30 protein-coding genes are annotated in these 21,813 nt (G+C 60.1%); 2 read left to right on the top strand and 28 right to left on the bottom strand.

What is annotated here, in order from left to right:
- Positions 1-17: 17 nt before the first annotated feature.
- The 14 genes from NO932_RS06625 to NO932_RS06560 form a co-directional block, all read right to left on the bottom strand.
- Complete coding sequence (locus NO932_RS06625) at positions 18-1,643, bottom strand: hypothetical protein (protein WP_309210327.1); 1,626 nt, start codon at positions 1,641-1,643, stop codon at positions 18-20.
- Positions 1,634-3,538, bottom strand: coding sequence for a hypothetical protein (locus tag NO932_RS06620; protein ID WP_309210325.1), 1,905 nt, complete (start codon positions 3,536-3,538; stop codon positions 1,634-1,636). The genes NO932_RS06625 and NO932_RS06620 overlap by 10 nt, the downstream gene beginning before the upstream one ends.
- The gene (locus NO932_RS06615; RefSeq protein WP_309210323.1) at positions 3,539-4,255 is read right to left on the bottom strand and encodes a hypothetical protein; all 717 of its coding nucleotides are present in this window, start codon (positions 4,253-4,255) and stop codon (positions 3,539-3,541) included. It abuts the gene before it with no gap.
- Positions 4,255-4,431, bottom strand: coding sequence for a hypothetical protein (locus tag NO932_RS06610; protein ID WP_309210322.1), 177 nt, complete (start codon positions 4,429-4,431; stop codon positions 4,255-4,257). The genes NO932_RS06615 and NO932_RS06610 overlap by 1 nt, the downstream gene beginning before the upstream one ends.
- The gene (locus NO932_RS06605; RefSeq protein ID WP_309210321.1) at positions 4,428-5,849 is read right to left on the bottom strand and encodes a hypothetical protein; all 1,422 of its coding nucleotides are present in this window, start codon (positions 5,847-5,849) and stop codon (positions 4,428-4,430) included. The genes NO932_RS06610 and NO932_RS06605 overlap by 4 nt, the downstream gene beginning before the upstream one ends.
- Positions 5,849-6,184, bottom strand: coding sequence for a hypothetical protein (locus NO932_RS06600; protein WP_309210320.1), 336 nt, complete (start codon positions 6,182-6,184; stop codon positions 5,849-5,851). The genes NO932_RS06605 and NO932_RS06600 overlap by 1 nt, the downstream gene beginning before the upstream one ends.
- Positions 6,185-6,201: 17 nt before the next feature.
- Positions 6,202-6,600 (bottom strand): hypothetical protein, encoded by a 399-nt coding sequence (locus tag NO932_RS06595; protein ID WP_309210319.1) that lies wholly within the window; start codon positions 6,598-6,600, stop codon positions 6,202-6,204.
- Positions 6,601-6,660: 60 nt separating this feature from the next.
- Complete coding sequence (locus NO932_RS06590; protein ID WP_309210318.1) at positions 6,661-7,803, bottom strand: DUF4043 family protein; 1,143 nt, start codon at positions 7,801-7,803, stop codon at positions 6,661-6,663.
- A 44-nt stretch (positions 7,804-7,847) separates the two neighbouring features.
- A complete protein-coding gene (locus tag NO932_RS06585) occupies positions 7,848-8,708 on the bottom strand; it encodes a hypothetical protein (protein ID WP_309210317.1) in 861 nt (286 codons plus the stop codon).
- Positions 8,709-8,844: 136 nt separating this feature from the next.
- Entirely contained in the window at positions 8,845-10,791 is a 1,947-nt protein-coding gene (locus NO932_RS06580; RefSeq protein WP_309210316.1) for a hypothetical protein, read from the bottom strand.
- The gene (gene terL / locus NO932_RS06575; protein ID WP_309210315.1) at positions 10,791-12,344 is read right to left on the bottom strand and encodes a phage terminase large subunit; all 1,554 of its coding nucleotides are present in this window, start codon (positions 12,342-12,344) and stop codon (positions 10,791-10,793) included. Before terL ends, NO932_RS06580 begins: the two co-directional genes overlap by 1 nt.
- Positions 12,304-12,684, bottom strand: a complete 381-nt coding sequence (locus NO932_RS06570; RefSeq protein ID WP_309210314.1) for a hypothetical protein — start codon at positions 12,682-12,684, stop codon at positions 12,304-12,306. Before NO932_RS06570 ends, terL begins: the two co-directional genes overlap by 41 nt.
- 380 nt (positions 12,685-13,064) lie before the next feature.
- Entirely contained in the window at positions 13,065-13,211 is a 147-nt protein-coding gene (locus NO932_RS06565) for a hypothetical protein (RefSeq protein WP_309210313.1), read from the bottom strand.
- 16 nt (positions 13,212-13,227) lie between these two features.
- On the bottom strand, positions 13,228-13,425 hold the full coding sequence (locus NO932_RS06560; protein WP_309210312.1) for a hypothetical protein: 198 nt from the start codon (positions 13,423-13,425) through the stop codon (positions 13,228-13,230).
- Between the two features lie 59 nt (positions 13,426-13,484).
- Here NO932_RS06560 and NO932_RS06555 point away from each other — a divergent pair, with 59 nt between their 5' ends.
- Positions 13,485-13,904: a hypothetical protein gene (locus tag NO932_RS06555; RefSeq protein ID WP_309210311.1), complete on the top strand. Its 420-nt coding sequence runs from the start codon at positions 13,485-13,487 to the stop codon at positions 13,902-13,904.
- A gap of 476 nt (positions 13,905-14,380) precedes the next feature.
- On the opposite strand, the gene NO932_RS06550 is transcribed toward NO932_RS06555, so the two are convergent.
- From NO932_RS06550 to NO932_RS06495, 12 genes are all read right to left on the bottom strand, one after another.
- Positions 14,381-14,971 (bottom strand): hypothetical protein, encoded by a 591-nt coding sequence (locus NO932_RS06550; RefSeq protein ID WP_309210310.1) that lies wholly within the window; start codon positions 14,969-14,971, stop codon positions 14,381-14,383.
- Between the two features lie 23 nt (positions 14,972-14,994).
- Positions 14,995-15,207 carry a hypothetical protein gene (locus NO932_RS06545; RefSeq protein WP_309210309.1) on the bottom strand — a complete coding sequence of 71 codons (213 nt, stop codon included), beginning with the start codon at positions 15,205-15,207 and terminating at the stop codon, positions 14,995-14,997.
- A gap of 74 nt (positions 15,208-15,281) precedes the next feature.
- Entirely contained in the window at positions 15,282-15,476 is a 195-nt protein-coding gene (locus tag NO932_RS06540; RefSeq protein WP_309210308.1) for a hypothetical protein, read from the bottom strand.
- Between the two features lie 8 nt (positions 15,477-15,484).
- Entirely contained in the window at positions 15,485-15,772 is a 288-nt protein-coding gene (locus NO932_RS06535) for a hypothetical protein (RefSeq protein WP_309210307.1), read from the bottom strand.
- Positions 15,769-17,586, bottom strand: coding sequence for a toprim domain-containing protein (locus tag NO932_RS06530; protein ID WP_309210306.1), 1,818 nt, complete (start codon positions 17,584-17,586; stop codon positions 15,769-15,771). The genes NO932_RS06535 and NO932_RS06530 overlap by 4 nt, the downstream gene beginning before the upstream one ends.
- Positions 17,583-18,350 carry a hypothetical protein gene (locus tag NO932_RS06525; RefSeq protein WP_309210305.1) on the bottom strand — a complete coding sequence of 256 codons (768 nt, stop codon included), beginning with the start codon at positions 18,348-18,350 and terminating at the stop codon, positions 17,583-17,585. Before NO932_RS06525 ends, NO932_RS06530 begins: the two co-directional genes overlap by 4 nt.
- Positions 18,347-18,574 carry a hypothetical protein gene (locus tag NO932_RS06520; protein WP_309210304.1) on the bottom strand — a complete coding sequence of 76 codons (228 nt, stop codon included), beginning with the start codon at positions 18,572-18,574 and terminating at the stop codon, positions 18,347-18,349. Before NO932_RS06520 ends, NO932_RS06525 begins: the two co-directional genes overlap by 4 nt.
- Before the next feature lie 11 nt (positions 18,575-18,585).
- Positions 18,586-19,071 (bottom strand): helix-turn-helix domain-containing protein, encoded by a 486-nt coding sequence (locus NO932_RS06515; protein ID WP_309210303.1) that lies wholly within the window; start codon positions 19,069-19,071, stop codon positions 18,586-18,588.
- Positions 19,068-19,448 carry an endonuclease gene (locus NO932_RS06510; protein WP_309210302.1) on the bottom strand — a complete coding sequence of 127 codons (381 nt, stop codon included), beginning with the start codon at positions 19,446-19,448 and terminating at the stop codon, positions 19,068-19,070. Before NO932_RS06510 ends, NO932_RS06515 begins: the two co-directional genes overlap by 4 nt.
- On the bottom strand, positions 19,445-19,624 hold the full coding sequence (locus tag NO932_RS06505; protein WP_309210301.1) for a hypothetical protein: 180 nt from the start codon (positions 19,622-19,624) through the stop codon (positions 19,445-19,447). Before NO932_RS06505 ends, NO932_RS06510 begins: the two co-directional genes overlap by 4 nt.
- Positions 19,625-19,630: 6 nt before the next feature.
- Positions 19,631-20,077, bottom strand: coding sequence for a hypothetical protein (locus tag NO932_RS06500; RefSeq protein ID WP_309210300.1), 447 nt, complete (start codon positions 20,075-20,077; stop codon positions 19,631-19,633).
- Positions 20,078-20,366: 289 nt separating this feature from the next.
- Positions 20,367-20,675, bottom strand: coding sequence for a hypothetical protein (locus NO932_RS06495; protein WP_309210299.1), 309 nt, complete (start codon positions 20,673-20,675; stop codon positions 20,367-20,369).
- Positions 20,676-20,922: 247 nt separating this feature from the next.
- On the opposite strand from NO932_RS06495, the gene NO932_RS06490 reads away from it, so the two are divergent.
- Complete coding sequence (locus tag NO932_RS06490) at positions 20,923-21,219, top strand: hypothetical protein (RefSeq protein ID WP_309210298.1); 297 nt, start codon at positions 20,923-20,925, stop codon at positions 21,217-21,219.
- 5 nt (positions 21,220-21,224) lie between these two features.
- Here the strand turns inward: NO932_RS06490 and NO932_RS06485 are convergent, their stop codons facing one another.
- On the bottom strand, positions 21,225-21,497 hold the full coding sequence (locus tag NO932_RS06485) for a GapR family DNA-binding domain-containing protein (protein ID WP_309210297.1): 273 nt from the start codon (positions 21,495-21,497) through the stop codon (positions 21,225-21,227).
- A complete protein-coding gene (locus NO932_RS06480; protein WP_309210296.1) occupies positions 21,494-21,736 on the bottom strand; it encodes a carph-isopro domain-containing protein in 243 nt (80 codons plus the stop codon). The genes NO932_RS06485 and NO932_RS06480 overlap by 4 nt, the downstream gene beginning before the upstream one ends.
- Positions 21,737-21,813: the final 77 nt, after the last annotated feature.

Below are 21,813 nucleotides of genomic sequence, written 5' to 3'. Positions count from 1 at the left end.
ATGCGCCGTCTAAAGGATTAACGTGCCACCTGCCCTGACAAGGGCGCTCCAGCAATCCTTACCAGCCTCTCTGTCATCGACGGGATGGCCTGATTTACTGGCGGAACCTGGACAAGATTGGGAGTGGCGACCGCGCCAAGTGCGCGCTGCGCTGCGTTAGCCGTCATTCTCTCACTCGCAGAACGTCCGGCAGCGCCAATCGTCGGCCCCAGTACCATTCCCACAGGGCCGAACGCCATATCACCCAGGGCCATGCCAGCGGCGCCCCCAATGCCAGTCGATGCTTGTCCTGACCCAAACCCAAAGCGGCCTATTAGTTTTGCAAGGTTCGCGCCCGTAGTGCCCTGCACAACATTGGCAATGGCCTCAAGCTCTGGCCCGGTGAATTGGGTGCGCAGATTGCGGTTGTTGAGAATTTTGCGGAACTCAACACGCAAACCGTTTTCAAACCCGCTGGCCGCATTCTGTGCCCGGTATATTGCTTCTTCTATAAGCCCTACCTTGTTCGCTCGGGCCCAAGTTGAGATGCCATCTTGCAGCGCTTGTGCTGCTTGGGTCGGGTCCATCCCGCCACCGATGTCAGCCGGTGTTAGCCCATTCACGAAATCATCGATCTGGCGAACGATTGTGTTTGCGATGACGGAATCACGCCCTTCACTGCTAACCGCTGCGCGCTGTGCAGCCTGCCGGAGCATATGGAGGTCCTGCAAATCGGGCGCAACATTACTACCTGGCGCCATCACGTCATCGAACACCTGCTGGATGACCTGCAAAGCACCAGTCGAGCGCGGGTCAAGGTTCGCATTTGGGCGAAAGCGCGAGACGGAATTCTGAATGCTGGTGAACAGCCGACCAAAGGCCGGTTGCTGTACGTGGATTCCGGCGCCGTGCGCTTGATCGAACATGGCAGACGCCGCCGAGCGCATCTCACTCGCCGCCGGAGCGTTTGCAGCGGCTTGGTTTAACACTTGCCCTTGCTGCGCAGCGCGGACGCGGTTTTGAAGCCAGTTCCCCACGAATGGGGCCAGCGTGCCCACAGCCCCGCCAACCGCCGCACCAGTGCCTGCCCCCAGAAGTCTTTCGTCTTCTTGTGCCGCGCCAGCGCCATAGGCCGCGCCCTGCGCCGCACCTACACTGCCCCCGATCAATGCACGCTGGCCAAGCGAGCGGCCCATGTTGGCCAACTGGCCACCCGCCCCGGCACCGGTGACGAGAGCCCCGGCCATCTCAGTACCGATAGCCCCCACAGGGTTGATGCGCCGCTCCTGATCGACCAGTGCACGGCTTTCATCGACGGTGCGCCGGTAGGTATCGCCAAAATCAGCGCCTTGTGCCGCTGCGATAGCGCCTTGGGTTAGCCCCCGAAGCTCATCGCCCCAGCCGAAGGTGGTTCCTTGAGCGAAGGTATCGAGCGTGCTGCTGTCGATGCCCGCATGCGGCGCCCCGGTTTCGGTGATCTGGTCACGAAGCCCCTGTCGCTCCGCGTCCGACATCGCCCGATATTCCGCCACGGGGATTTGCCGGCCGCCAACGGAAATAGTTGGCCCTTGCGGGGCCGCTTGCTGGGCAGCGAGCGCGCGAGCCTGGGCCTCTGCCGTAGCCCGCGCCTGCGCTTCTGCCTGCTGCTGTGCGGTCATTGCCATAGCGCGCGCGTCTCCGGTGTCATGTAAGGCCACAGGTTGCGATCCCCGGTCCAGTCATCGGGCGGGGTTTGCGCCTGATATCGCGTGGGGTTGTCGTGGTAGCGCTGTGGAGTGATTTCGGTCTGAACGAGTCCGCTATTTGAGGGCTGTGGCACGGGTGTTTGAGGGGCTACCATATCACCACTCAGTGCGCGCTCCATGTTGAGGATGGCTTGTGGCGCCATGCCTGCCATGAGGGCGTTCAGGGCTCGCTCACGCGACTGCTGTTTCTGGGCGAGAACTTCGGGCGTATCCCCAGGCTGCGGAAGATAGACGCGCCCATACTCGTTCTGCTCCTGAGTGGTGATCGCCGCGCCGGTATCCTTACGCAGAATGGCTTGCAGGAACTCAAGACCGGCCTGCTGAGCCTGTTGGAATTCAGGGCTTTGGAGCGCACCCCGCGCCAAGCCGGTGGGATCACCCTCGACGCCGCGGGCGACAGGATTGGTCAGTTCATTGCCGAACTGGTTGATGATCGGCAAGGTGCCAGCGGCGCGCGTGGCATATACCGCGTCCTTCGACTGCTGCTCAGTAAGCGGGCGCCCATTCCCCTGAGTGACCGATACCGAGCCATCTGGGCTGGTCTGCACCGAGAAGCCGCCGCCGTCCATTGCCTGCTGGAACTCAAGATACGATAGCGGCTGACGGCCAGCCTCGCGCTCCTGGTTCGCGTACCACTCATATTCTCGCACCCCAACGGGCGCATCGGCTGGGCTGCTTTCCGGCCCGGACGCAATAACATTGCCCTGCGCGTCGTAGCGAACCTCACCAGTGCCGAGAGTGAACGGGTCTTGGCTTGCGCCTTCCTGCAACCGGGTCATCTCGCCGGTTTGCGTGTTCATCTGCCAAAGGCTACCATCAGCGCGAACGAAGGTCTGGAACTGATCAATCACCTGCCCATTCATCGCCGCCTGTGCCATTTGGATGGCGATGGGCCGTGTATCCGGGGAGCGGAACAATGCTTCCATCACGTCGCGCGGAGGCAATCCCGCTGTTGGCGACTGCGGGCCCGCAGCGGTTGGCAATCCAGTAACAGGCATGAATCCGCCCGCAGCGCCCCCTCCCTGCCCCGCAAAGGCAGAAGCGTTGGCCGTGGGTGCCTGATATCCGCCGTTCGATCCGCCCCCCTTGCGGGCCGACCATTGCTTGAAATCGCCAACGGTCATGTCGCGCAGGAACGGGTTGGCGTTGATCACCTCGGGCGATACCGCCGCAACCATCGGAGTCTGATCGGGGAGGGATAGAACGCCCGTAGCACCGCCGGCACCAAGGAAGTGCGCAGCGTAGAGAGTGCCAGGATTAACCGGAATGCCCTTTGATTGCAGCACACCGGCATTGTTGGCCGTGAACTGGCGCATGGCGCGTTCCTGCTGGGCCGGGTCGAGGCGCCCGTCAGCCGTCAACCCCAACTCGGGGTGATTGCGCATCATGTCTTGCCATGTGCCGGTCGTGAACTGATACCGCCCGGTCGCGCTCGACAGTGGATTGCGGGCTGCGTCATTTTCGCCGCTTTCCGCCTGCCGCGTGTTAGCGAGGTAGGCATCAAGCCCAGCCCCAAGGCCGGGAACTGTCGCCCCCGCAACGGCATCGTGTGATCCGCCAACCACGTTAGGCGTAGCTGATGGCTGCGCGGGCTGCGGCTGCGTCGGGGCGTTATATCCCAGCGCCGAAAGCGACATTGTGGGCTGCTGTGCCGTCTGCGGGTTCTGGCCATAGAGGAACCCCGTCAGGGCATCGCCAGCCTTACGGGCGGACTGCTCCTGCCCTATACTCGCTCCGAAGTTGAAGCCGCCCTGAAACCCGCCCATGACGTCCATGGGCTGGGGCGCCACCCAAGTGGGATAGGAAATCGCCATCTAGAAGCTCCCGTAGCCCGTGAAGCCGCCCAGGGCACCGCCGAGACTTCCCAGCGCATTGCCGACCGATGCGCCAAACGCCTGCTGCCCCGCCGCCCGCTGGTTGTTCGCGCCCATGATCGATTGCAACACGCCGCCCGTCAGATCGACACGCTGCGCGGCATCGCCAGTGTAGAGGTTGGCCAGATTGTTGAGCGCGCCGCCCTGCCCTGCTGCCCCGGCCAGCGCCATGTTGTCGTAAGAGCCGAGATTGCCCAGCCAATTGTTCCATGACTGATCGGCAAGCCCTGTCGCGTATTTCATGGTATCGATGCCGGTCTGGCCGCTCTGCAAGCGTCCCTGCGCAGCCCCCCGGCGCTCAAGGGCCTGCAAACCTTGATCGAGGGCGAACTGATAGCCCGGTCCCGTCTGGAACGCCTCCTGCGCCGCCGCCGTGCCTTCCGCCCCATTGAGCCCCAAGGCATTGGCGCGCATGTTGGCACCGCGCATCCCGAGTTCAGACAGAGGTTCATACAACCCGCCAACCTGATCGAGATACCCAGCCGCTCTCTCGGTCCCAGCATCGAGGTAGCCGAGCCCTTCATCGCGGTACTGGTTGGCAAGATCTGTGTTGCGGCTGGCGGCACGGTTGGCAGCATTGGCCTGCATAGAGCCGCCAACAATGCTACCGATTGCGCCCAATGCGCCACCGATCACGGGAAGAAACGGAAAGACCATCAGGGCGTCTCCAGATCAGAGATACGGGTTTCGTGATCCGCTTCGCTGTCGATCAGCGCCCGAACGGCAGTGTCGATTTCGCGGATGTACTGATACCATTCACGGGTGAGCCGACCGGTGCGCAGGTCGATGATGGCAATGTTCGGATCAGGCAAAGGGCGAGGGCTGCGAATCATGCCAGACGCTCCTCAATGTCCATTGCCCCGCCCAAAAGCGACACCTCGACCGGATCGGACACTTTCAGGCGCCATTGCCGCCCGTGCCGTCCTGTCAACCCACAACGAAACACGTCGATGGGTACAATCTCGCCCTGAGTGCCGAGAGAACGCACAAGGTCATTGCCGAACGAACGCCCGCCATCGTCGGACCATGCGATTGACACCCTGGGCTCAGTCTCTATGGGAGAAATGCCCCGGTCCTTGCCAACGCCGGTTACAAAATCGAAGCTGCCGCGCTTGACGAAAGCCCTTCCGGGGAACCTGTGGGCCTGAGAAGACCACACCTCGAACACCAGCGGCTGAGTGCCTTCCTTGCGCGCCCTGTCGTTCATGCGCAAAACCGCGCTGCCGGTGCGATCCAGCGCCAGCCATTCGTTAAAAGCGTTGATGGTCAGATGCGTCCGCCAGCGGTCAGCGCCATACGATTTGCGCTCGTGCCATGTACCGGTCGATGTGTCGTAAACCAGCGTCCATGTCGGGCCGGAGAACACGTAACAGGCATGGCCCGCCGAAACGAAACAGTTAGCCTCGATAGCCTCGCCGTCATCCAGTTCGGCCAGCAGCCGGTCGATGTGTGGCGTTGAAATCGGCTCGGGCGCATAGCCGTTGAGCCGGTAAATCCTCTTGTCATTCCCTACCCATGCCAGCGGAGCAGGAAAGCCATATTCATGGCCCGTCACAGCGAAGCGCCCGAACAGGCCAACCGAAATCACCGGGCCGCGTGAGAACGGGAAGCCCTCTGCATTCCCCGTGTTGCCCCAGAACTCCGTTGTCGTCTCGCCCATAAGAAGAAGTTCGCGGCCAAAGGCAATTCCCCGGACAAGACCATCAACCGACGACTCTGCCGTCACATAGTCCAGCTCATTGATGGTCGTGTCGTTGATCCCGGAGGCGAAGCACCGCCCATCGCCAGTGGTGAAAAAGAAATATCCGTCCTGAAACGTGACCGAGTTGACCCCTGGCAGATCCGGGTCGCTGAAATCTGCCACGGCGCCAGCTTCCAGAAGGGAAATGCCGGAGTCGTGGACGATCATTACCTGAGCATCGGGCGAGCGCATGTTGCGCGCCATGATGACCCGGCCAGAGCCCGTCACTGTTCCCGTCACCGATCCAGTCGAATAGGTCGAGCCCGACTTGGTGACAGATGTGATCGTGTCGCCGTTGAGAACGTACAGGACGCTCCCAATCGTTATGGCGCCACGGTGGTCACTCGACCCAACTTCAAACGCTTCCTCAAGCCCCGGAGCGCGGCGAAACAGGTACGGCCCGCGCGATCCTTCCGGCGCCTTCTCGGCATAGGCATTGATCAGCCGTCCGCCATTCTCTGTGGGGTTGATGCTCGGCGCGGTCGAGGGCGGGAACGCAATCGCGGGCATCAGTAATAATCCGTGGTCTGCGGCTGGCCCGACAGGATCACCACGCGCAGTTCGCGCAACCGGGCCTCGTTGTAGAGCCTCACGCTGTCATCGGGCACATTTCCGAACTGCCGCGCAGCCGAATTGGCGATGATCTTGGCCAGATGCACAGCTGCGGCATCATCAATCTGATCAGGATCGCCCCAGGTCCAGATATTGCGCTGGGCAAGATCGGCCATGATGGGCTCAACCTCGGCATCCATCGCTTCGTAGTCTTCCGCGCTCGGGGTTTGCCCAGCCCCAACCGCTCCAACTTCGCGAAGGGCGCGCGTCACCAATTGCTCGCGTGATTGCATCGCGCGCCCTCCAGGTTTTAAGCCACGTACTGGATGATCACGTCAGCTTCGCCCGCCGAGACAGCACCAGTGCCATCGTTGACAGTCGCAGTGACCTGAGTGTCCACGGTCTGCTGAATGTTGGTCGTGCCAGCAAGGCCATCGAGCGCAATAAAACCGATAGCGGTTGCGGCCAGAGCCGAACCATAGGCATCAGGATCATCGGTAGAGGATCCACCAGCAAAGCCGACGTCAACAGTGGCCGTGTCATCGAAAGCAGTCACCACATGGATGCCGCCGCCGATGACCGACGCGCCCGCAGGAATGGTCCCGACAACAACCGCCTCGCCTTCGGTTTCGAAGGTGACGCGCTTGCGCAGAACCTGCGGGACTTGGTAGCCCAGATCGCGGGCCGGGATTTCTCGATTGAGAGACATTTCCGATTGTCCTTTCGTGAAAAGAAAACAGGGGCCGAAGCCCCTGCCCTAGCCCTCAGATCAGGCGTCCAGCGGTGCGCTGAAGAAGCCGGTAACAACGCCCCACTGCTTGAGGTCGGTGCCGTCCATGGGGTGCTTCTTGAACATCTTGGACACGCCGTAGCACATCTCCGTGCCGGTACCGGTGATGAAGCCATAGTCATCTTCCTTGCGGAAGGTGGGCTTCGCCATCTGGCCCCAGCCGAGGACCGCCGCCTGCTGGCCGCAGAAGAACACCGGCTCCACACGGCCCGCGCTGTCGCCCGCAGTGGTCAGCGAGGTCCAGACATCGGTGACGTACATGGAGATTTCCGGCACTTCGCGGACGATCACCCCGTCATACATGAGGTCGCCGTCCTGGAAGATGATGTTCTCCTTGGAGCGGGGGCGAGCGTCCTTGTGGTCCGTGTCAAGGCTGGCCTTGAGGTCACGGAAGGCGTTCGTACCGGCAAAGGCCACGAAATACTCGTAACCGTCGCGGGTCTTGAACGGACGGATCGCCGGGGTCGCGGTCTTGGCGATGCGCTTGAGCAGCGAAACCGAACCCTTGACGAAGGTGTCGTCGGTGGAGTCGATCGTTGCCAGAGCGGTTGCGTGGGTCGCGTTGTAGTTCCCCACGGCATTGCCATAAAGAACACGGTCGGAGTTGGCCGCGTTCCAGGCGTTGCGCTGCGCAGCCGATGCGGCTTCGTAGCGGATACCATTCACGGGATCGCCGGCATCGGAGCCAAGGCCAGCCGGGGCGGATTCGCTCGGCAGAGCCATGAAGGCTTCGATGAGGTGGTCACGCTGGAGTTCCTTGCCCCAATCGGAGAGAAGCGGCTTGGCTTCCCCGAAGATGTCGGCGGAATCCTTGTGCTGGTCGGACTTCTTGGTCGCGACGGCATGCCGCTTCCAATCGACCCACAGGCGCATACCGTAGTTGTCGATCTTTTCTTCGTTGCCGACGAGAGTGCCAGCACCGACGCCCTGCCCGCGCAGTTTGGTGACGAGCGGGATATTCATCTGCTCGCCGCCAGATTTCAGTTCCTGGCGAACGCGGATGATCGAGTTGAGGGCGGTTCCCATATAGGGGGAGAACATGTTCTCGCGAACGAATTCGCGATTGATCTCCTTGGTATACTTGACGAGCTTGTTATTGCTCTCGGTTTCGGTCAAAGCCATTTCTGGTTTCCTTCAAGAGTGCCGCCAACAACTGATCGGTCAGATCACTGCATGGCGTGGGAGAACAGCGCCGCGTCACTCACGTCATTGCTCCCAGCGGCAGAGCCACCGGGGATGCGTGAAAGCGATTGCGGCAGTTTAGTGAGGGGTTTCGTGCTGGTTTGCTGACGCTGGCCCTGCCCCATTTCCGCCTCCAGCTTCTGGCGGATTTCCGCTTCGAGCTTGGCGCGGTATGCGGCGGGGTCGTTCCCAATTTCACTGAGCGCCTGACGCCGCTGGTGCCATGACACCAGATCGCCGTAAGGGTGATCGGACTGCATAATCCGCTGATATTCGGCCTGCGCCGAAGGATCGCCGGACTGCATGGCCTCGCCCATAGCCTGATAAGCGGCCTGGACCGTTTCCTGCCCATGTTCGCCAACGGCTGACCGCAGCGATATGGCCTCGAAACGCTTCTGGATTTTCTGTTCGAGGGGAGAGACGGCGTGGTTTACGAACTCGCTGGGGTTTTCCCAGAAGTCCGGCGCCTTCTTTTCCTGCTCGGCAGGCTTGGGTTGCTGCTGGCTCATGAAAGCCTGTAGCTGGGCCGTGATCTGCTGGTTCTGACGGCGCAATTCCGCCATCTCGTCCCGCATTTCCTTGACCCGCTGACGCTCCTCGTGAAGCGCCTTCTGAGGCACCATACCGCCCTGTTGATCGGCCTCGGGTTGTTCGTCCTCGGTCGGGGTTTCAGTGGCGGCTTCGGCTTCCGGCTGCTCTTGGTTTTCCGGCTCCTTTGCAGCGAACCGACCGTTGGCGTCACGCTTGGCGCCTTCGGGCTGTTCGGTTTCCTGCTCGGGAAGCGTTTCGACCTCGTTGCCTTCTGCCAGAATCTCGTCCAGCTCATTGGGATGGTCATCAACCATTGGTCTTTTCCTTACTTGCGTGGGGAAAGTTCACGTACGCCCTGTTCATCGCCCGGCGGCGGCGGTCGCCCTTGAGGTTGGCGGCACCTTGCTTGGAGACGGCCAAGCCCGAACGCCCTTTGAGGCAGGCGGCGCCTTAGATAGAAACGTTCGTCGTTGTCTCGGCAGGCTGGAGCCGTTCGAGAGGCAGCAAATCGGTTTCCATCGAAATCTTCCTGGCCTCGGCCAGCGTCTTGACCGTGCGAGCCTGCTGTTCGGCAATCTCGCCCGGATTGATCGTCTCGCCCTGCTGCCCCATGCCCGCTGTGCGGGCCTCGGCAACGGCTTTGACGGCCTGAGCCTGCTTGAGGGTGGCGCTGGCCACCTTCTCCTGTGCCTCGGCTTCCTTGCCCTGCATTTCGGCGGCAATGGCGCGCTGCTGCACCGGCCCTGGCTGGCTGGCCTTCTGCAGTATCTCGATGGCCTTCTTCTTGATCGAGCCATGGAGAGGGGAAAGCTCAATCAGCAATTCAGGCGGCACGTTCTGGCCCTTGGTCGCCATGATCGACAGCGTGTCGTAGGCGTCGGCCTGCATGTTGATCGTATCGGGGCCTTCATCGATGATAATATCCACATCGAGCGCACCCAGCGCATTGACCAATGCCTGCTGCCCTGTAGCCGGATCGACCATCGGATAACCGAACTCATCGGTGGCCGGCTGGTTGATCGCCATGAACTGGGCAACGTTCTCGTCGTCGGTAACGCGAATCCAGCGCTCAGCCGTCCAATGCTCCTGAACCGCGCTCCAGATGGTGCGATAGACGCGCAGCTTCCAGCCCTTATAGGCCAGGAGATATGGGCCAAGCTCGGCAATGCCTGCCTGCTGCTGGATTTGCATGGCGCGACCGGAAAGGCGATCAACGCCCTGCCCCATCAGTGCGGGGTTGAAGCCGTAGTTCTCAATCTCGTCCTTGGCGTCCTGCAAAAAGCCGAGGTGGCCATTGAGCTCTGCCGCCTTGGCGGCGTCGTCAAACTCGGGGGCCTGCGTTCCCTGCGGATACTGGATCACTCCATCAGGGCGCGCGGCCTCCTGCCTGATCTTCTCGACATCAGCGCCTGTCCCCTCGGGGAGAATGACACGGCGGCTGTTGAGTAGGTGCAAGCCCTTGGAGCGGCGCTGATTGATCTCGTCCTGGCTTGACCGCATGTTGCGAACAAAGCCGTATCGGTCACCATCTTGATCGACGTTGGCCGAATACATGATGAACTTGCAGATCGAGCGGCCCTTCTCGTCCTTGAGATAGCTTTCGCCCTCATCGAGGATCAGAGCGCCCGTGTAGATATACCAGTGCCAGACACCGTTCTTGATGCACCAGTGATCAACGAGACGGATGCGCTTGGCATCCTCGCCGCCCGTGATCCACTTCTCGTCGTAGTCGGGGTTGCTGGTCAGCTCAGTGCCGGACTCGACCGACGCCCGCAATTCGCTTTCGCGATCCGGGTACATCTCGATAACCGCGTCCAGATCGGCCCACTTGCCGACGCCCATGTAACGTGCATCCGAGAAGTCAGGCTTGAGCGAGCGCGGGTCGTAAAAGAACGAGGCCGGATCAACAACCTCCAGCCCAATCTCGATATCGCCAAGGTCGCCCTGCTCAAGAAGGATCTCGACACCGCCGATGCCATCGACAGCGCCATCAAGGCCACACTCGGGACTTACCGAGGGCCATTCCTGCTGATCGAGGACGTAACGCAGCACAGCTGTGGCAATCTCGGCGCCTTCCTCATGTTCGGGAGTGCGGGGAAAGCCGCGCGGGTCTTGCCTCTGGCGCTCCAGAAGCCCGACAACCGCGTTGATCTTGCGACCGATACGATTGTACGTGACGACAGGCTGACGGCGGCGGTTGAACGTCTGAATCTGCTTCGCGGTCCACTGAGAGCCATGGTAGTAGCGCCGCGCCTCCTGCTGCTCTTTGATCTCCTCAGCTTTGGTTTCGAGGTAGCTCAGATAGCCGCGCTTAAGCTCGGCATGGTCTTTGCCGCCGGGGCGCGAAACGCCGCCCTGAGCCGACGAACTGCCGATCTGATAGCCTGTCTGGTTCATCAGTACGTCATCCAGTCGTTAGCTTCGGCGGTATCGACGGCGGGGCGATAGTCGGTGCGCGTCGATTTCTTCTCTTGCTTCTCAACCATCGGCTCATGGATGCGGTCGAGAAGCTGACCAACAAGCCCGATGGCATCGACCTGATCGTCATTGCGCCCGGTCGGGAAGGTCAGAAGTTCGCTTTCGAATGCCGAATACCAAGGCGCATGCTTGGGCACATACAAGCCATCGAGTGCCATGCGCCCTCGGATGGACTGCGCACGGATCGCCTTATCTCCCCTGGTTGGGAATGCTTCGCGCGGCACGTATGCCTTGCGCTCACGAATACGCCGATCAAGGAACGGGCCAACACCAGCCCTGATCTGCCCTGTCTCCTCGGCCCACCATGAGGGCTTCCAGCGCAGGACCAGATCACAGAAGGATTCCACCCACTGCTCGGAACTGGTCTGACCTCGCCACAGATCAAGAAGCCAAAGCCGCCCCTCGGCATCAATGCCCACAATGATGTGGACGGTGTAGTCGCCACCGTCCGCCGTGACCGCGTAGTCGCTTGCGCCATAGACCATGAGCGTGGAGCGCTCGGGCGCTACCTCATAGGGCCTTAGCCATTCACGGCGGAACAGGTCGCCTTCCTCGGGTGCTGGGCGCTGCTGATAGAGCGAAGCCCATGTGCGCGGCTTGCGCTCGAATTGCGCCCAATGGCTTTCAGGGAACCATTCGGGCCAGATATATTCCCCGACCTTACGTCCCAGTGGATCGTCAGCGCGCTCGGCTTTGGCCGGAAGGCAAATCACTTCCCACACCTGCCCATCGCGGCACTCGATCAATCCGCTTTCGCCGTTGTACCCTTCGGGCAGGATCGAACCTGCCAGATCTTCCTCATGCCATCGCGTCTGAATGATGATGACTGAGCCACCCGGCTTGAGGCGGGTTTTCACGTCATCGTCAAACGCCTCGATGGTGCGCTTGCGGATCGTTTCTGATTCCGCGTCCTGCCTTCCCTTGATGGGGTCATCGACAACGATCAGATCGGCGCGGTTGCCCGTGATGCCCGACAAGATGCCGCCCGACATGTACTCGCTGCCATTCTCAAGCGCCCATTCATCAGCCGCGCTGCTTTCAGCGGAAAGGCCGGTATCGAACAGCACATTGTAGGCGCGCTGCTTGACCACAGACCGTGTGCGCCGACCCATCTTGCGGGCCAAGTCACTGCCGTAACTGACTGCGATGACCTTGAAGCCTTTCCGGCGCCCCATCGCGAAGGCCGGGACAATGACGCTGCCATATGTGCTTTTGGCACTGCCAGGAGGCATGAACAGCATCAGCCTGCCGTTGGGCTGTTCAATGCAGCGCTCGGCGGCGTCAAGGATCAACTCGTGGTGCGCAGCCAAGGGTGTTTCGGCTGGGCTGAATTCCTCTGTGTCGTCGCTCTCGTCTATCGGCGCTCCGGGCACCTGAACAAAGCGGGCAAAGCTCTTGAGATTGCTGCGGGCTGACCTGCGCCGCAGCAGCTCATTTGCCGCTGCTTGTGGCGATAGCTGCAAGCTGCTCATCCGTCAGATCATCGGCGCGTGAGATGCGGGCATTGACCTCATGTTCCTGCTTCTCGCGCCAATCCTCTGGCCCAGCATTCTTGAGGGCAAAAATCGTGGAGGTGACCACTGGTCCAGCTTCCGCAGAGAGCAATCGGCGCTCAAGGAATAGCTGCCGTTTTGCCTGTGCGAGCTTTACAGTGTCCGCAAATTCAGGGTGGCGCTCCATCCATTCATAGACGCGCTGACGATGGATACCGAGATCTGCCGCACTGGCAGCGAGGGAAAGACCCTGCTCCATACGGGAGAGGATTTCTTCGCCAAGCTCTGGCTTCCAATCTGTCGGGCGTCCTGCTGGCATTGGAATTCAACTCCTTGCGCGGTCGCACCGCACTGAGTGCGCAACTTCATTTCTACTGGCCCGGGGGCGATAGGAACGATGTTCTACGGTTGACGACTTTCGCCGGTCCTCGTGTTTGAACCTTGCTGCGCCTGTAGCGTTGAATCGCCCTCGGAGGACCACATGCCCAAAATCACCGTAGGCGACACCGTCACCATAGAAGCAACAGTGAGCCGGGTTTCTGACGATGGATCAGAGATTACCGTAAGGCTACCGCACTACGGGTATCCCGTTACGCTCCCTCAGAACTCGGTGGCGTTCAAGGCGAAGGCTGGGCCTAAACCAAAGCAGCGTACCCAGGTTAGAGGGAGTATGCTGTCTAAGGTGCTGGGTGATGAGGATTAGGCGCGATCGAGCTTCGCGGCCCTGCGCCGCGCCTTGCGATTGTTCATTGGCTCCCCGGGAGCAATAATCGTCGGAGCGGGTTCAGGAAGAACGGCAGACTGCGGCATAGCCAATAGATGGATTGCAAGCGCCAGTGCCAGCATGCCCTTCTCCTGTTGCTCAGTTCACCATCACGCTCGCGATATCTCCCACCTCAACCAACTCGCCCTCGATATGGCCGAAGGCTTGAAGCGCGGAGAGCTGCGCCTGAGCGTCTTCCCAATCCTCTGCCACGATGTACACAGTGCGAGTGCTACCCTCATAGGGGTAGTCGATCATGAAGGTGGAAGGCTCTGGGGAGAAGTCGTGGCGCTTCATGACATTGCCTTTTCGCTCGGCTTGGGCGAAATTCTCGTAAATTGGTTGGGGGTCTCGATATGTTCAGAATGCCGCTTGGCAAAGCCTGCGCCGCAAGCCTGGCCGCGTTCGCCTTGGGTTCTCAGGCGTTCGCAGTTGATGTGTTTATCAACTATCGGCAATACAGCGGCGGCAATTGGGAGATTGATATTGTCAGCCGTGAAGATCGCCCTGTTTCGTTGCTAAGAGCGGTTGCAAATCAATCGAACAGACCGGAATGCATCCTCACCCCTTACGCCAGCGAATTCGGCGCCTGGTTAGCTCGATCGGACGCCTCGACCATTGGCGCAAGAAGCGGGATACAGATAACTGAGCCCCTGCAATCAATCGTGGTAGAGCGCGGCCAAGTCGTCACTGCCACTGTTTCTCGGCAGTGCGGCTACCTTCTGGATATCCGCATCGAAACCGACCGAGGGGACGCATACTTTGAAATCGACTGACGAGCTTGATGGCGTTCCCCTGCGGCTTACGCGAAGCTCTTGTGATCTTGGTTTGGGAGGCTTTCGCCGTGTTCTTTTGCAAATTTCTTCGCGCAGTCGCGTGGTTCGGGCTGATCAGCGGGGCCTTGATGGCGGCAACCGGGTTCGCAGTTGCTTTTGGATGGGTTGGCCCAGGCGCGCTCACTCGGTACACGACGGCAGACACCACGGGAGGCGCCATCGACCGTGGATTGATGATCGTGGGCGTATCGCTGCTTGCCGGCGCAATCGCAGAGATTGGCCTATCGCTTTGGAGCCATAGCGCCCCAGTCCAACCGGGGAGTGAAGTTAGAAAGCAGGAACCGGGGTTTACTTCCAGAGATTGACGCAGCCTTTGTCCATATCTCCAGAAAAAAAGCGCCCAGCTACCGCCAGACGCTATTCTTCGATTTTCAAACTGGTGACAGTAGAATCTGATTTGCGGGGTTGCGTCAAGCCTATGCGGCCCGCTTCCCCACATTACCAGACAGGCCGTAATGGCGAACCAAGGCGTTGAGCGCTTCCCGGAGCGAACCCATCATTGCCTCATTGACCGGCGACCGATCGGCCATGACACAGTGCTGGAGAGCGCCAAAGAGGTTGGAGTGCAGCCTAACGGCGTTCTGCGCTTCCTGCACTGCCTTGCGAGCGTTTTCGTACCTCGCCTTGGCGATCAGCTTGCGCTTGACGTTCTCGCCGTTGCTAATGCCTTGGACGCGATCCAGATCGACGGCGGAAGGCTGTTGCGGCCCTTCGATGGTGAGGTAATAGGCTCGCGCGTCCTGCTCATAGAGGAACGCAGCGTCGGACTGGATGCGCGTGAGCATGTCGCCAAGGACCAGGCGCCCCACGGCGCTCCCGGCCAACTGGTCGCGGCTGAGCTTAGCCGATACGCCATATATCCGCTGACGGGCCTCGGTGCCCACGGAGATCATCTCCTGTTCTAGCTTATCGAGCCCTTCGGTGTATCGCTTTGCCCGTTCCCGGCGCTTGCGGGAGAGCCTACCGTTGGGCTCGCGCTTGCCTGTCGTCTCGATCTTGATGTTCATGTCACGTGCCCCGTGGTGTTGGATTATTCGTCTGGCTGCTGAGGACCGAAATCCTGGGCCAGTGCTCTATGGTCTTCGCGCAAGAAGGCCATTAAGTCGCTCCAATTCGTGAACCCGATCATCGGACGCAACGTCGGGCGGTCGCTCGCAAAGCCGGTGCCCGCGATGAGCACATAGCTGCCGTTCATCCCCGGCTGCACCTCGTAGCCGACTTTTGCAAATTCGCCTTTGTCCATGTTTCATTCCCCGTGGTGTTGGGTGGTGGGTTATTGGGAGAGAATGAGAGCCGCCTAGCAGTTCAGAATCGCGTCTAGCGGCAACCTTCCTTCCCGGCCATGAAGGCCTTGATCTGGATTGAGTTGTTCATCAGCCATGCCAGCGATGCCTTCGCCGCCGTGAGCTTCCGAATCCGCTGCTCGGCTCTGTAGCCAGTGGCCTTTGCCGTCTCATCGAGGACATCGGAGAGTTCACCTATCTGCTCGGCCAGTGGGACTTTGGTGGTCATGCTGCGCCTCAGAACGGAATGCCTTCGTCCATGCCACCGGGCTCAAATGCCGGCGCGGACTGCGGGCGGGACTGCTGGCGAGGCTGCGACTGGCGGTCATCCTGGCGCGGAGGCATCAGAACAAAACTCGTTTCGAGTCCGTTCTGACCCATCCGAGGCACAGGCAGAGCCTCAAGCTGGACACGGTAGCCGCCATTCTTCGTCGGGAAGGCGACCCCGATCTTGGACCATGCCGTTTTCTTCTCGCCGTTCGCTTCGTACTCACGGCCAATCATTGCGTCCAAGCGGTCGCTCATGCTGTCATCCTTTCAAGCTGGGAAAATTGAACGTATCGGCGCGCACCCTTGTCATCGTGCGAGGACCGATAGCGGTAGTTCTCTTGGTCAAACCAAAGGCCGATCTTGCCTTCAAAATCGCCATTGCGCTGCTTGGCGACGTTCATCACAACGCCCGAATTCTCGTCTTGAATGCGGGCGCGTTCCTCGTCGCTTTCGGCTTTCTGGTATTGGTCTTCCACGGCGCGGTTGCGCCAGACGGTCACAATGTTGAAGGCATTTGCGCCAATCTCCATCGCACCCTTGATGTCCTCCGTTGCCGGGGCCATCGCACCTTTCTCGCCCTTGCGGGCGTGTGCCACCAAATGCAGGTGCACGTTGCTTTTGATGGCCCAATCCACGAGCTGGAAAACAGCCTTCTCTTGGCCGTTGTAGTCATCGGTTGCGATGCCAAGCCTCATCAAGCTATCGATGATGAACTGGTCGCAGCCGTATTTGGCGCGGGCATAATCGAACACCTCAAGTAGAGGCTCGACACCGGCTTTCCCGACATGGTCGTAGAGCAGGATGCCTTGATCTAGGAATTGCAGGATTGCCGCGATGAAAGGCTCCGTAGGCCGATCGACCCCACCGGCTTGCTTCACCATACGCTTAAGCGTTTGGCTGGCCTTCATCTCAAGGCTGGCGATGCAGATGCGGCTTCCCTGCCTCACCCAATCTACAGCGCTGTCGGAAAGGATCTGGCTTTTTCCCGCCCCACTCGCCCCACTCCAAAGCGTCACCTCGGCAGGACGGAAAACGAGCTTGTCGCCAAGCTTGCGGTAAGGCGTCGTGTATCCGGTATGCGCCCCCGGCTCCGGCCAAAAGAGCTTGACCACTTCGTCATGGTAATCGCTGGCGCGGCGGAGCCCTTCTGGGTCCAGCCCCTCTGCGTAGAGAACGGCAGCGCCGAATTCCTCGACCGACACACCATCGACCAGGCATTCGTTGGCGTCCTTCCGGGGAAGTTTGACGCGGACACAGCGATGCCGCCCAAGCCTGGAGATGATCTCTGCGGCGGCTTCCTCGCCGGGGCCGTCCATGTCCGTGGCAACAAAGATTTTCTCGAAACGATCGAGCCTGTCGAACTCGTTCTCGATCCACTTCTGCTTTCCGCCCTTGCCGCCCCCGAAGGGAACCGACAGCGCCGGGAAGCCATAGGCGTAGAACGACATTGCATCGATCTCGCCTTCGGTGATGACTATTTCGCGGATATGAGGCGGGATTGCCTGCCAGCCGAACAGGATGGGCTCGCAATTGGCGGCGGTAGGCTTGGGAGCCTCACCATCTGCCGCCTTCCGGGATTTAGCCATTACCAGTTCACCATCTGGCGACAGGAACGGGAAAATGATCTCGTCTCCCCGCTCGCCAATCCGATAAGCCTCAAGAACTGCGTCGGTCAGGTTCCGGTCTTCAATCAGGTAGTCCCGCACTCGCCCCTTGGGCTTCCCACAATTGGGCTTCGGCGGCCTGGAATAGTTCGGGCGGGGATCACGGGCCGGCTGCTGGCGCTGCAAGCCAAGATAGGCGCGTATTTGCTCAAGCCCTTGCGCAAGGCTTACGCCCTTTGCGGCGCACCATAGGTCGATCAGGTCGCCGCTCTCGCCAGTTGCGAAGTCGGACCAGATGCCGGCTTTCTCGCCGCTGAGGTGGACGCCAAGGCTCTCGCCCTTCTCCCCGTTTACCGAACCTGCCCGCCATTCATTCGCCTGCTTGACGCCTCCCGGCAGGAGATGTTCGGCAACGGCCAGTGCGCGGCCAGCCAGGATGCGCTTGATTTCGAGGATCTCCGTCACAGCACACCCCGCATGTATTCCTTGACGCGGGCCTCATGTTCACGCTCCTCGCGGGTTTTGAAATCCACTGGAGGCTTTGGAGCGCCAATCACCCCACGGTACGGAAGCATCTCGGCCGACCGGATCACGCCCTGCACCCACTCCATCGGAGTTTCCTTGTGCTGTGCTTCGCTCAACCAATGGGCGGCGTAGGCCAGATCACCCTCGCATTTCTTGAGCAGATTGGTGATTACCCCGCCGGCAGACCTACCCAGCACGAACTTGCCGAAAGCGTAGACCTGCGCATCAGTCGGGTTTGAAAAATCGATGTGCGGCGCTTGCGCCCCCGAAGGGGTATTATTGTTTTCTATGTTTTCCCTGTTTTCTTCTTTGCGTCGCTTCTGCGTCGGTGCTTCGCCGGTTTTTGCGTCGGTTTCTGCGTCACGTGGCAGCGAAACTTTCTGATAATCGTTGTAATTACAGACAGTTAACCGCGTCACCTGCTGCGTCGTGTCTACGGTCAGCATTGCGTCGGTTTTGAGCTTGTTTAGGAAGCGTCTAACCTTGGCTTCGGACCAGCGGAATTTGGTGGCCATGAAGCGCGTGGTGAATGCGCACTGCCCTCTTTCAAGATCGACAAGATGCTTTCCGACACGAACTCGGGTCGCCTTCCATGCAGCTTCTTTGACGATCCATATCCATGCTTCTCGCTCGGTGAATGGCTCGTCCGCGAAGATCTCGTGGTCGAACAGATTGCGCGCGACAGCGAACACGCCACCCTTCATAGCCGAACCTCGCCTTTAACGATGACCAGGAGGTCGTCATACTCGCGCACAGCGGCGCGGAAGTTCTCGATGGACGGATGGCTTGTCGCGACAGCGTACGCCTCTCTGGCGCGCTCGTATGCGTCTTCCTCAGCCTTGGCCTGGGTGCTGCCAACTAAGTTGGTAACATCGGGCAGCTCAAGGCTAGACAAGTGGTCTGCGATGCTATTGGAATGCACTGTCATTGCCGTTCGTCCTATCGTTCGGCATTGAAACTGGTCCGGTGCGCTAACACCGGTTCGGGCTGGTGGCGGCGGGGCACTCCGCCAAGAGATTTTCGCCCCGCCACCACGATCTTTGATGGCTCGAATCTATCCCATTTCTCAGCGCGTTTCACACTTTCCGCCGACCTTTGCACAATCGATTTGTTTTCTTTTCGTTCTTGTCCGTAATTCCATTCTCTCGGAAGGCCGGCCGCAACGCGAGCATCGCCAGCTTGGCGCTCGCGGAATGTCTTCACGCCTTGCCGAACGCTGGATTCATCAAGGCCGATTGCGCGGGCAATTCGCGCATAGGACCAACCAAGACGGTCTCTCACCGATGTCATTGCCTCTTGGCGGGCGTGTGCTATCGGCTTTTCACGATGACGGCTTAAGATGTCGCGCCGATGCAAGCCGCGCTTGGTAGCGATCTCGTCAATGATCTGGGAAAAGCACTGGCGCGGGGTCATGATCTCAGTCATTCCGCACCCCCGATAGGCGAAAGGCGGACGACAACGGATCCACCAGGAACAATCTCCCCGCGCTCGATCTGGAGAGACCAACGGGAGTCGTCGATACCGGTGGCGTCTGCGATCCCATCCAGTGCGCTCTTGAGAGAGGAAAGAAGGTTGTCGCTATCCCTGCGGCGGTTGTCCGGTGCGTGGAACGTGACCGACACCCGGGCGCGGTCCCAGCCAAGGCCACGGATGCCTTCTGCCAGACAGAGCAAGCGGGCATCGTTACGGGCCTTCTTGGCTACACGGGATTTACGTGCCCAATGGAGGCGGGAGTTGGGGGAGAGATCGCTTGACGGCCACGGAAGCGTGACAGCGGCGACGATGCCGGAATGCATAGTCACTTACCTGCCCTCCCCTGATATCCGCGCAGATGGCGGGGGATGGGCTTGCCAAGCTCTTGAGCGAGGATGGTGTGAGTGGCAGCGTAGGTCTTATCAGCCTCCCGGAGCGCCTTGTGAGAGGCGCGGGTTTGGATGATCGACTTGGGCTTGCGCTTGAAGGGGTTCAGCCAGTTCATTTGTCGTCACGCTCCCTTTTGCTTTTCGAGCCGGAGCGCCGCTTTCTTGGCCGCCACCTTCGCAGCCAGAACCGCAGCGTCACGCTCAAGATCTGAAAAATCGTCATCTGAGACCTGCCCTTCGATCTGGATTTCGTGTTGAAGGCGGTCGATCATCTCGGCGCACATTGCGAGGTACGCCAGCTTGATCCGAGCGAAGACGGACACGTCACATGTCTTCGCGTTCCCTTTGCGCAGGTGCGAAACCTGCCAGAACGTCAGCCCTGTTTTGCGGGCGACTACGCCCATTGCGCGGTCGAGGTCGCCCCTGCCCCGCGTCTCTAGTTCGATCATTCGATTGATCTGATTGGTGGCAGCCGCTGCACTCATTTCGGCAACCTCTTTGTCGGAATTAGACAACGTGATTGTTCCTTTCCGCCGATAGCGTTGAAGCCATCGGTTGAAGCGGAACATGAAAGGTGTTGGTGATGATGCGCAGGATCGGGGATTGCCTGGACAGCGAATTGATCAAACGCATTTCGGAATACGAAGAGAAAGCCCAGGCGGCGCGCACGAAGCGCAGCACGCCTGGGAGTGACGCGGAGGGAGGGAGGACAAACCCCCGCGCTATCCCGGCCATGGAGGAGGAGAGCTTGGCCGGAAAGGTTATTCAGATGCCTTTGCGCAACGGAAGGACGAAGCCGCACACATGCCGCCCCGCTTGTGTCGTTCTTCCGTTCCGTAAGGGCATTGATCGGGAGCATCAGACGCGCTCCTCGATCTTCTGAGGGGTCAGGAGATGGGTGAACTTGGCGAGGTCATCGGATTGGGCAGTAAGCGGGCGGAACCGAACGGCGGCGAACGCTGGCTCGATGAAACCCCAAGCATAATCAGCGCGGGGGTTCTCGATCTCCACCAGACGCAATCCGGCCTGCCCATCGATTTCGAGCGTCTCGCGGATTGTGTAAGTCTCGCCTTCGCGGGGAAGGAACTCCCAGCCATACCAAGAGTTCGGCGGCCAACTACCGTTAATGCAAACGCACTTCACGCCGGGTTTCGCCCAATGAGCCATCACAGCGCCCCCAAGCTCTGCATGACGACGATGATCAGCATCACCAGCAGAGCGCCGGCCATGCATGCGATGTAGAATTGGGAGAGGCGGTCCATCTACCAGCCCTCACCGAGCGCCAGCACGACAGCGACAAACAGCGCCAGGACGAGCCAGTCAGAAGGGTGGGATGCAGAGAGAAGGCGGCGGATCATGGCTCGACTCCTCGGGCACCTTGGGCCACATTCACGATTTGATTGGGGGAAAGTTGATGACCGATACGCCTGTTGACGAAAGCCAGAAGACGATCCTGTTTGGCGGCTTGCACCTTGAGGTTACCGAGCCCACACCCGTCCATCCGGTATGGGTTGATCTGATTACCGAGCTGCGCGTAATTGCTGGCGTGGCCCACATAAGCTTTGGAAGCTTCATCGTTGACGGGAGCGGACCACCCGAGGCACGAGTCGCAACTCGCCTGCGCGTCCCGATGGCAAGCCTCTACGACCTTCAGCAAGGGATTGAGCGCATTCTTGCCGAACAAGAACAGGCCAAGAAGGCGGCGAATTGAGCCCATCACGCGGCCTCCTTACGCGCGTCACGCGCGAGGCTGGCCAGATAGAGGTCAACCAGCGCCTCGAATTCCTCGTCGGCGGCAACCTTCCGCGCGTCCTCGCTGTCGCGCTGACGGCGGAACGCGGCACGGGCAACCTTGGGGTCGAGCCCCTGCCCCTTCAACTCGGCCATAAGCTCTTTCAGGTCGTCAGAGACGGCCTTTTTCGCTTCCTCAAGATTGAGCCAGCGGCGGTAACCGGATTGGATGATCTCGTCGGCAACGGAGGTGCTCATGCCGCCTCCCCTTCTTTCTTGGGGGCGGTCCGCTTGCGATGAGTTTTGATGAAATCCTCGACACCCAGGGTCTTCCCGCGCTTATCTGCAGCCTTGATGATCTCTGGCCAGTGGTCGGTGGGGATACGCCCCCTATCCTTCCATCCCTGAACAGTGGTGACGGGCTTCCCGAGGATGTTGGCCGTAGCGGTCAACCCTCCAAAGAGGTCAATCACATATTCGGCGGCAGAGATTTTCATGAGTTTGCAGGCTCCGATGATCGGCGTTTCCCTCTTATACGTTTTCTGCGTACATCATGTCAACGTGGAAAACGTAT

It is taken from the genome of Pelagibacterium sp. 26DY04, assembly GCF_031202305.1.
GTDB lineage: Bacteria > Pseudomonadota > Alphaproteobacteria > Rhizobiales > Devosiaceae > Pelagibacterium.
This window is presented reverse-complemented; position numbering and strand designations above follow the sequence as displayed.

What these genes read in the sequence shown, in the direction of transcription:
- NO932_RS06535 (WP_309210307.1), bottom strand. Translation starts at nt 15,772, where the DNA reads ATGAGCGACCGCTTGGACGCAATGATTGGCCGTGAGTACGAAGCGAAC.
- NO932_RS06585 (WP_309210317.1), bottom strand. Translation starts at nt 8,708, where the DNA reads ATGGTTGATGACCATCCCAATGAGCTGGACGAGATTCTGGCAGAAGGC.
- NO932_RS06610 (WP_309210322.1), bottom strand. Translation starts at nt 4,431, where the DNA reads ATGATTCGCAGCCCTCGCCCTTTGCCTGATCCGAACATTGCCATCATC.
- NO932_RS06480 (WP_309210296.1), bottom strand. Translation starts at nt 21,736, where the DNA reads ATGAAAATCTCTGCCGCCGAATATGTGATTGACCTCTTTGGAGGGTTG.
- NO932_RS06540 (WP_309210308.1), bottom strand. Translation starts at nt 15,476, where the DNA reads ATGACCACCAAAGTCCCACTGGCCGAGCAGATAGGTGAACTCTCCGAT.
- NO932_RS06555 (WP_309210311.1), top strand. Translation starts at nt 13,485, where the DNA reads ATGTTCAGAATGCCGCTTGGCAAAGCCTGCGCCGCAAGCCTGGCCGCG.
- NO932_RS06495 (WP_309210299.1), bottom strand. Translation starts at nt 20,675, where the DNA reads ATGGCTCATTGGGCGAAACCCGGCGTGAAGTGCGTTTGCATTAACGGT.
- NO932_RS06590 (WP_309210318.1), bottom strand. Translation starts at nt 7,803, where the DNA reads ATGGCTTTGACCGAAACCGAGAGCAATAACAAGCTCGTCAAGTATACC.
- NO932_RS06615 (WP_309210323.1), bottom strand. Translation starts at nt 4,255, where the DNA reads ATGGTCTTTCCGTTTCTTCCCGTGATCGGTGGCGCATTGGGCGCAATC.
- NO932_RS06545 (WP_309210309.1), bottom strand. Translation starts at nt 15,207, where the DNA reads ATGGACAAAGGCGAATTTGCAAAAGTCGGCTACGAGGTGCAGCCGGGG.
- NO932_RS06580 (WP_309210316.1), bottom strand. Translation starts at nt 10,791, where the DNA reads ATGAACCAGACAGGCTATCAGATCGGCAGTTCGTCGGCTCAGGGCGGC.
- NO932_RS06595 (WP_309210319.1), bottom strand. Translation starts at nt 6,600, where the DNA reads ATGTCTCTCAATCGAGAAATCCCGGCCCGCGATCTGGGCTACCAAGTC.
- NO932_RS06600 (WP_309210320.1), bottom strand. Translation starts at nt 6,184, where the DNA reads ATGCAATCACGCGAGCAATTGGTGACGCGCGCCCTTCGCGAAGTTGGA.
- NO932_RS06520 (WP_309210304.1), bottom strand. Translation starts at nt 18,574, where the DNA reads ATGACAGTGCATTCCAATAGCATCGCAGACCACTTGTCTAGCCTTGAG.
- NO932_RS06525 (WP_309210305.1), bottom strand. Translation starts at nt 18,350, where the DNA reads ATGAAGGGTGGCGTGTTCGCTGTCGCGCGCAATCTGTTCGACCACGAG.
- NO932_RS06485 (WP_309210297.1), bottom strand. Translation starts at nt 21,497, where the DNA reads ATGAGCACCTCCGTTGCCGACGAGATCATCCAATCCGGTTACCGCCGC.
- NO932_RS06570 (WP_309210314.1), bottom strand. Translation starts at nt 12,684, where the DNA reads ATGCCAGCAGGACGCCCGACAGATTGGAAGCCAGAGCTTGGCGAAGAA.
- NO932_RS06625 (WP_309210327.1), bottom strand. Translation starts at nt 1,643, where the DNA reads ATGGCAATGACCGCACAGCAGCAGGCAGAAGCGCAGGCGCGGGCTACG.
- NO932_RS06605 (WP_309210321.1), bottom strand. Translation starts at nt 5,849, where the DNA reads ATGCCCGCGATTGCGTTCCCGCCCTCGACCGCGCCGAGCATCAACCCC.
- NO932_RS06505 (WP_309210301.1), bottom strand. Translation starts at nt 19,624, where the DNA reads ATGAACTGGCTGAACCCCTTCAAGCGCAAGCCCAAGTCGATCATCCAA.
- NO932_RS06515 (WP_309210303.1), bottom strand. Translation starts at nt 19,071, where the DNA reads ATGACTGAGATCATGACCCCGCGCCAGTGCTTTTCCCAGATCATTGAC.
- NO932_RS06565 (WP_309210313.1), bottom strand. Translation starts at nt 13,211, where the DNA reads ATGCTGGCACTGGCGCTTGCAATCCATCTATTGGCTATGCCGCAGTCT.
- NO932_RS06500 (WP_309210300.1), bottom strand. Translation starts at nt 20,077, where the DNA reads ATGTTCCGCTTCAACCGATGGCTTCAACGCTATCGGCGGAAAGGAACA.
- NO932_RS06490 (WP_309210298.1), top strand. Translation starts at nt 20,923, where the DNA reads ATGACCGATACGCCTGTTGACGAAAGCCAGAAGACGATCCTGTTTGGC.
- NO932_RS06550 (WP_309210310.1), bottom strand. Translation starts at nt 14,971, where the DNA reads ATGAACATCAAGATCGAGACGACAGGCAAGCGCGAGCCCAACGGTAGG.
- terL (WP_309210315.1), bottom strand. Translation starts at nt 12,344, where the DNA reads ATGAGCAGCTTGCAGCTATCGCCACAAGCAGCGGCAAATGAGCTGCTG.
- NO932_RS06620 (WP_309210325.1), bottom strand. Translation starts at nt 3,538, where the DNA reads ATGGCGATTTCCTATCCCACTTGGGTGGCGCCCCAGCCCATGGACGTC.
- NO932_RS06560 (WP_309210312.1), bottom strand. Translation starts at nt 13,425, where the DNA reads ATGAAGCGCCACGACTTCTCCCCAGAGCCTTCCACCTTCATGATCGAC.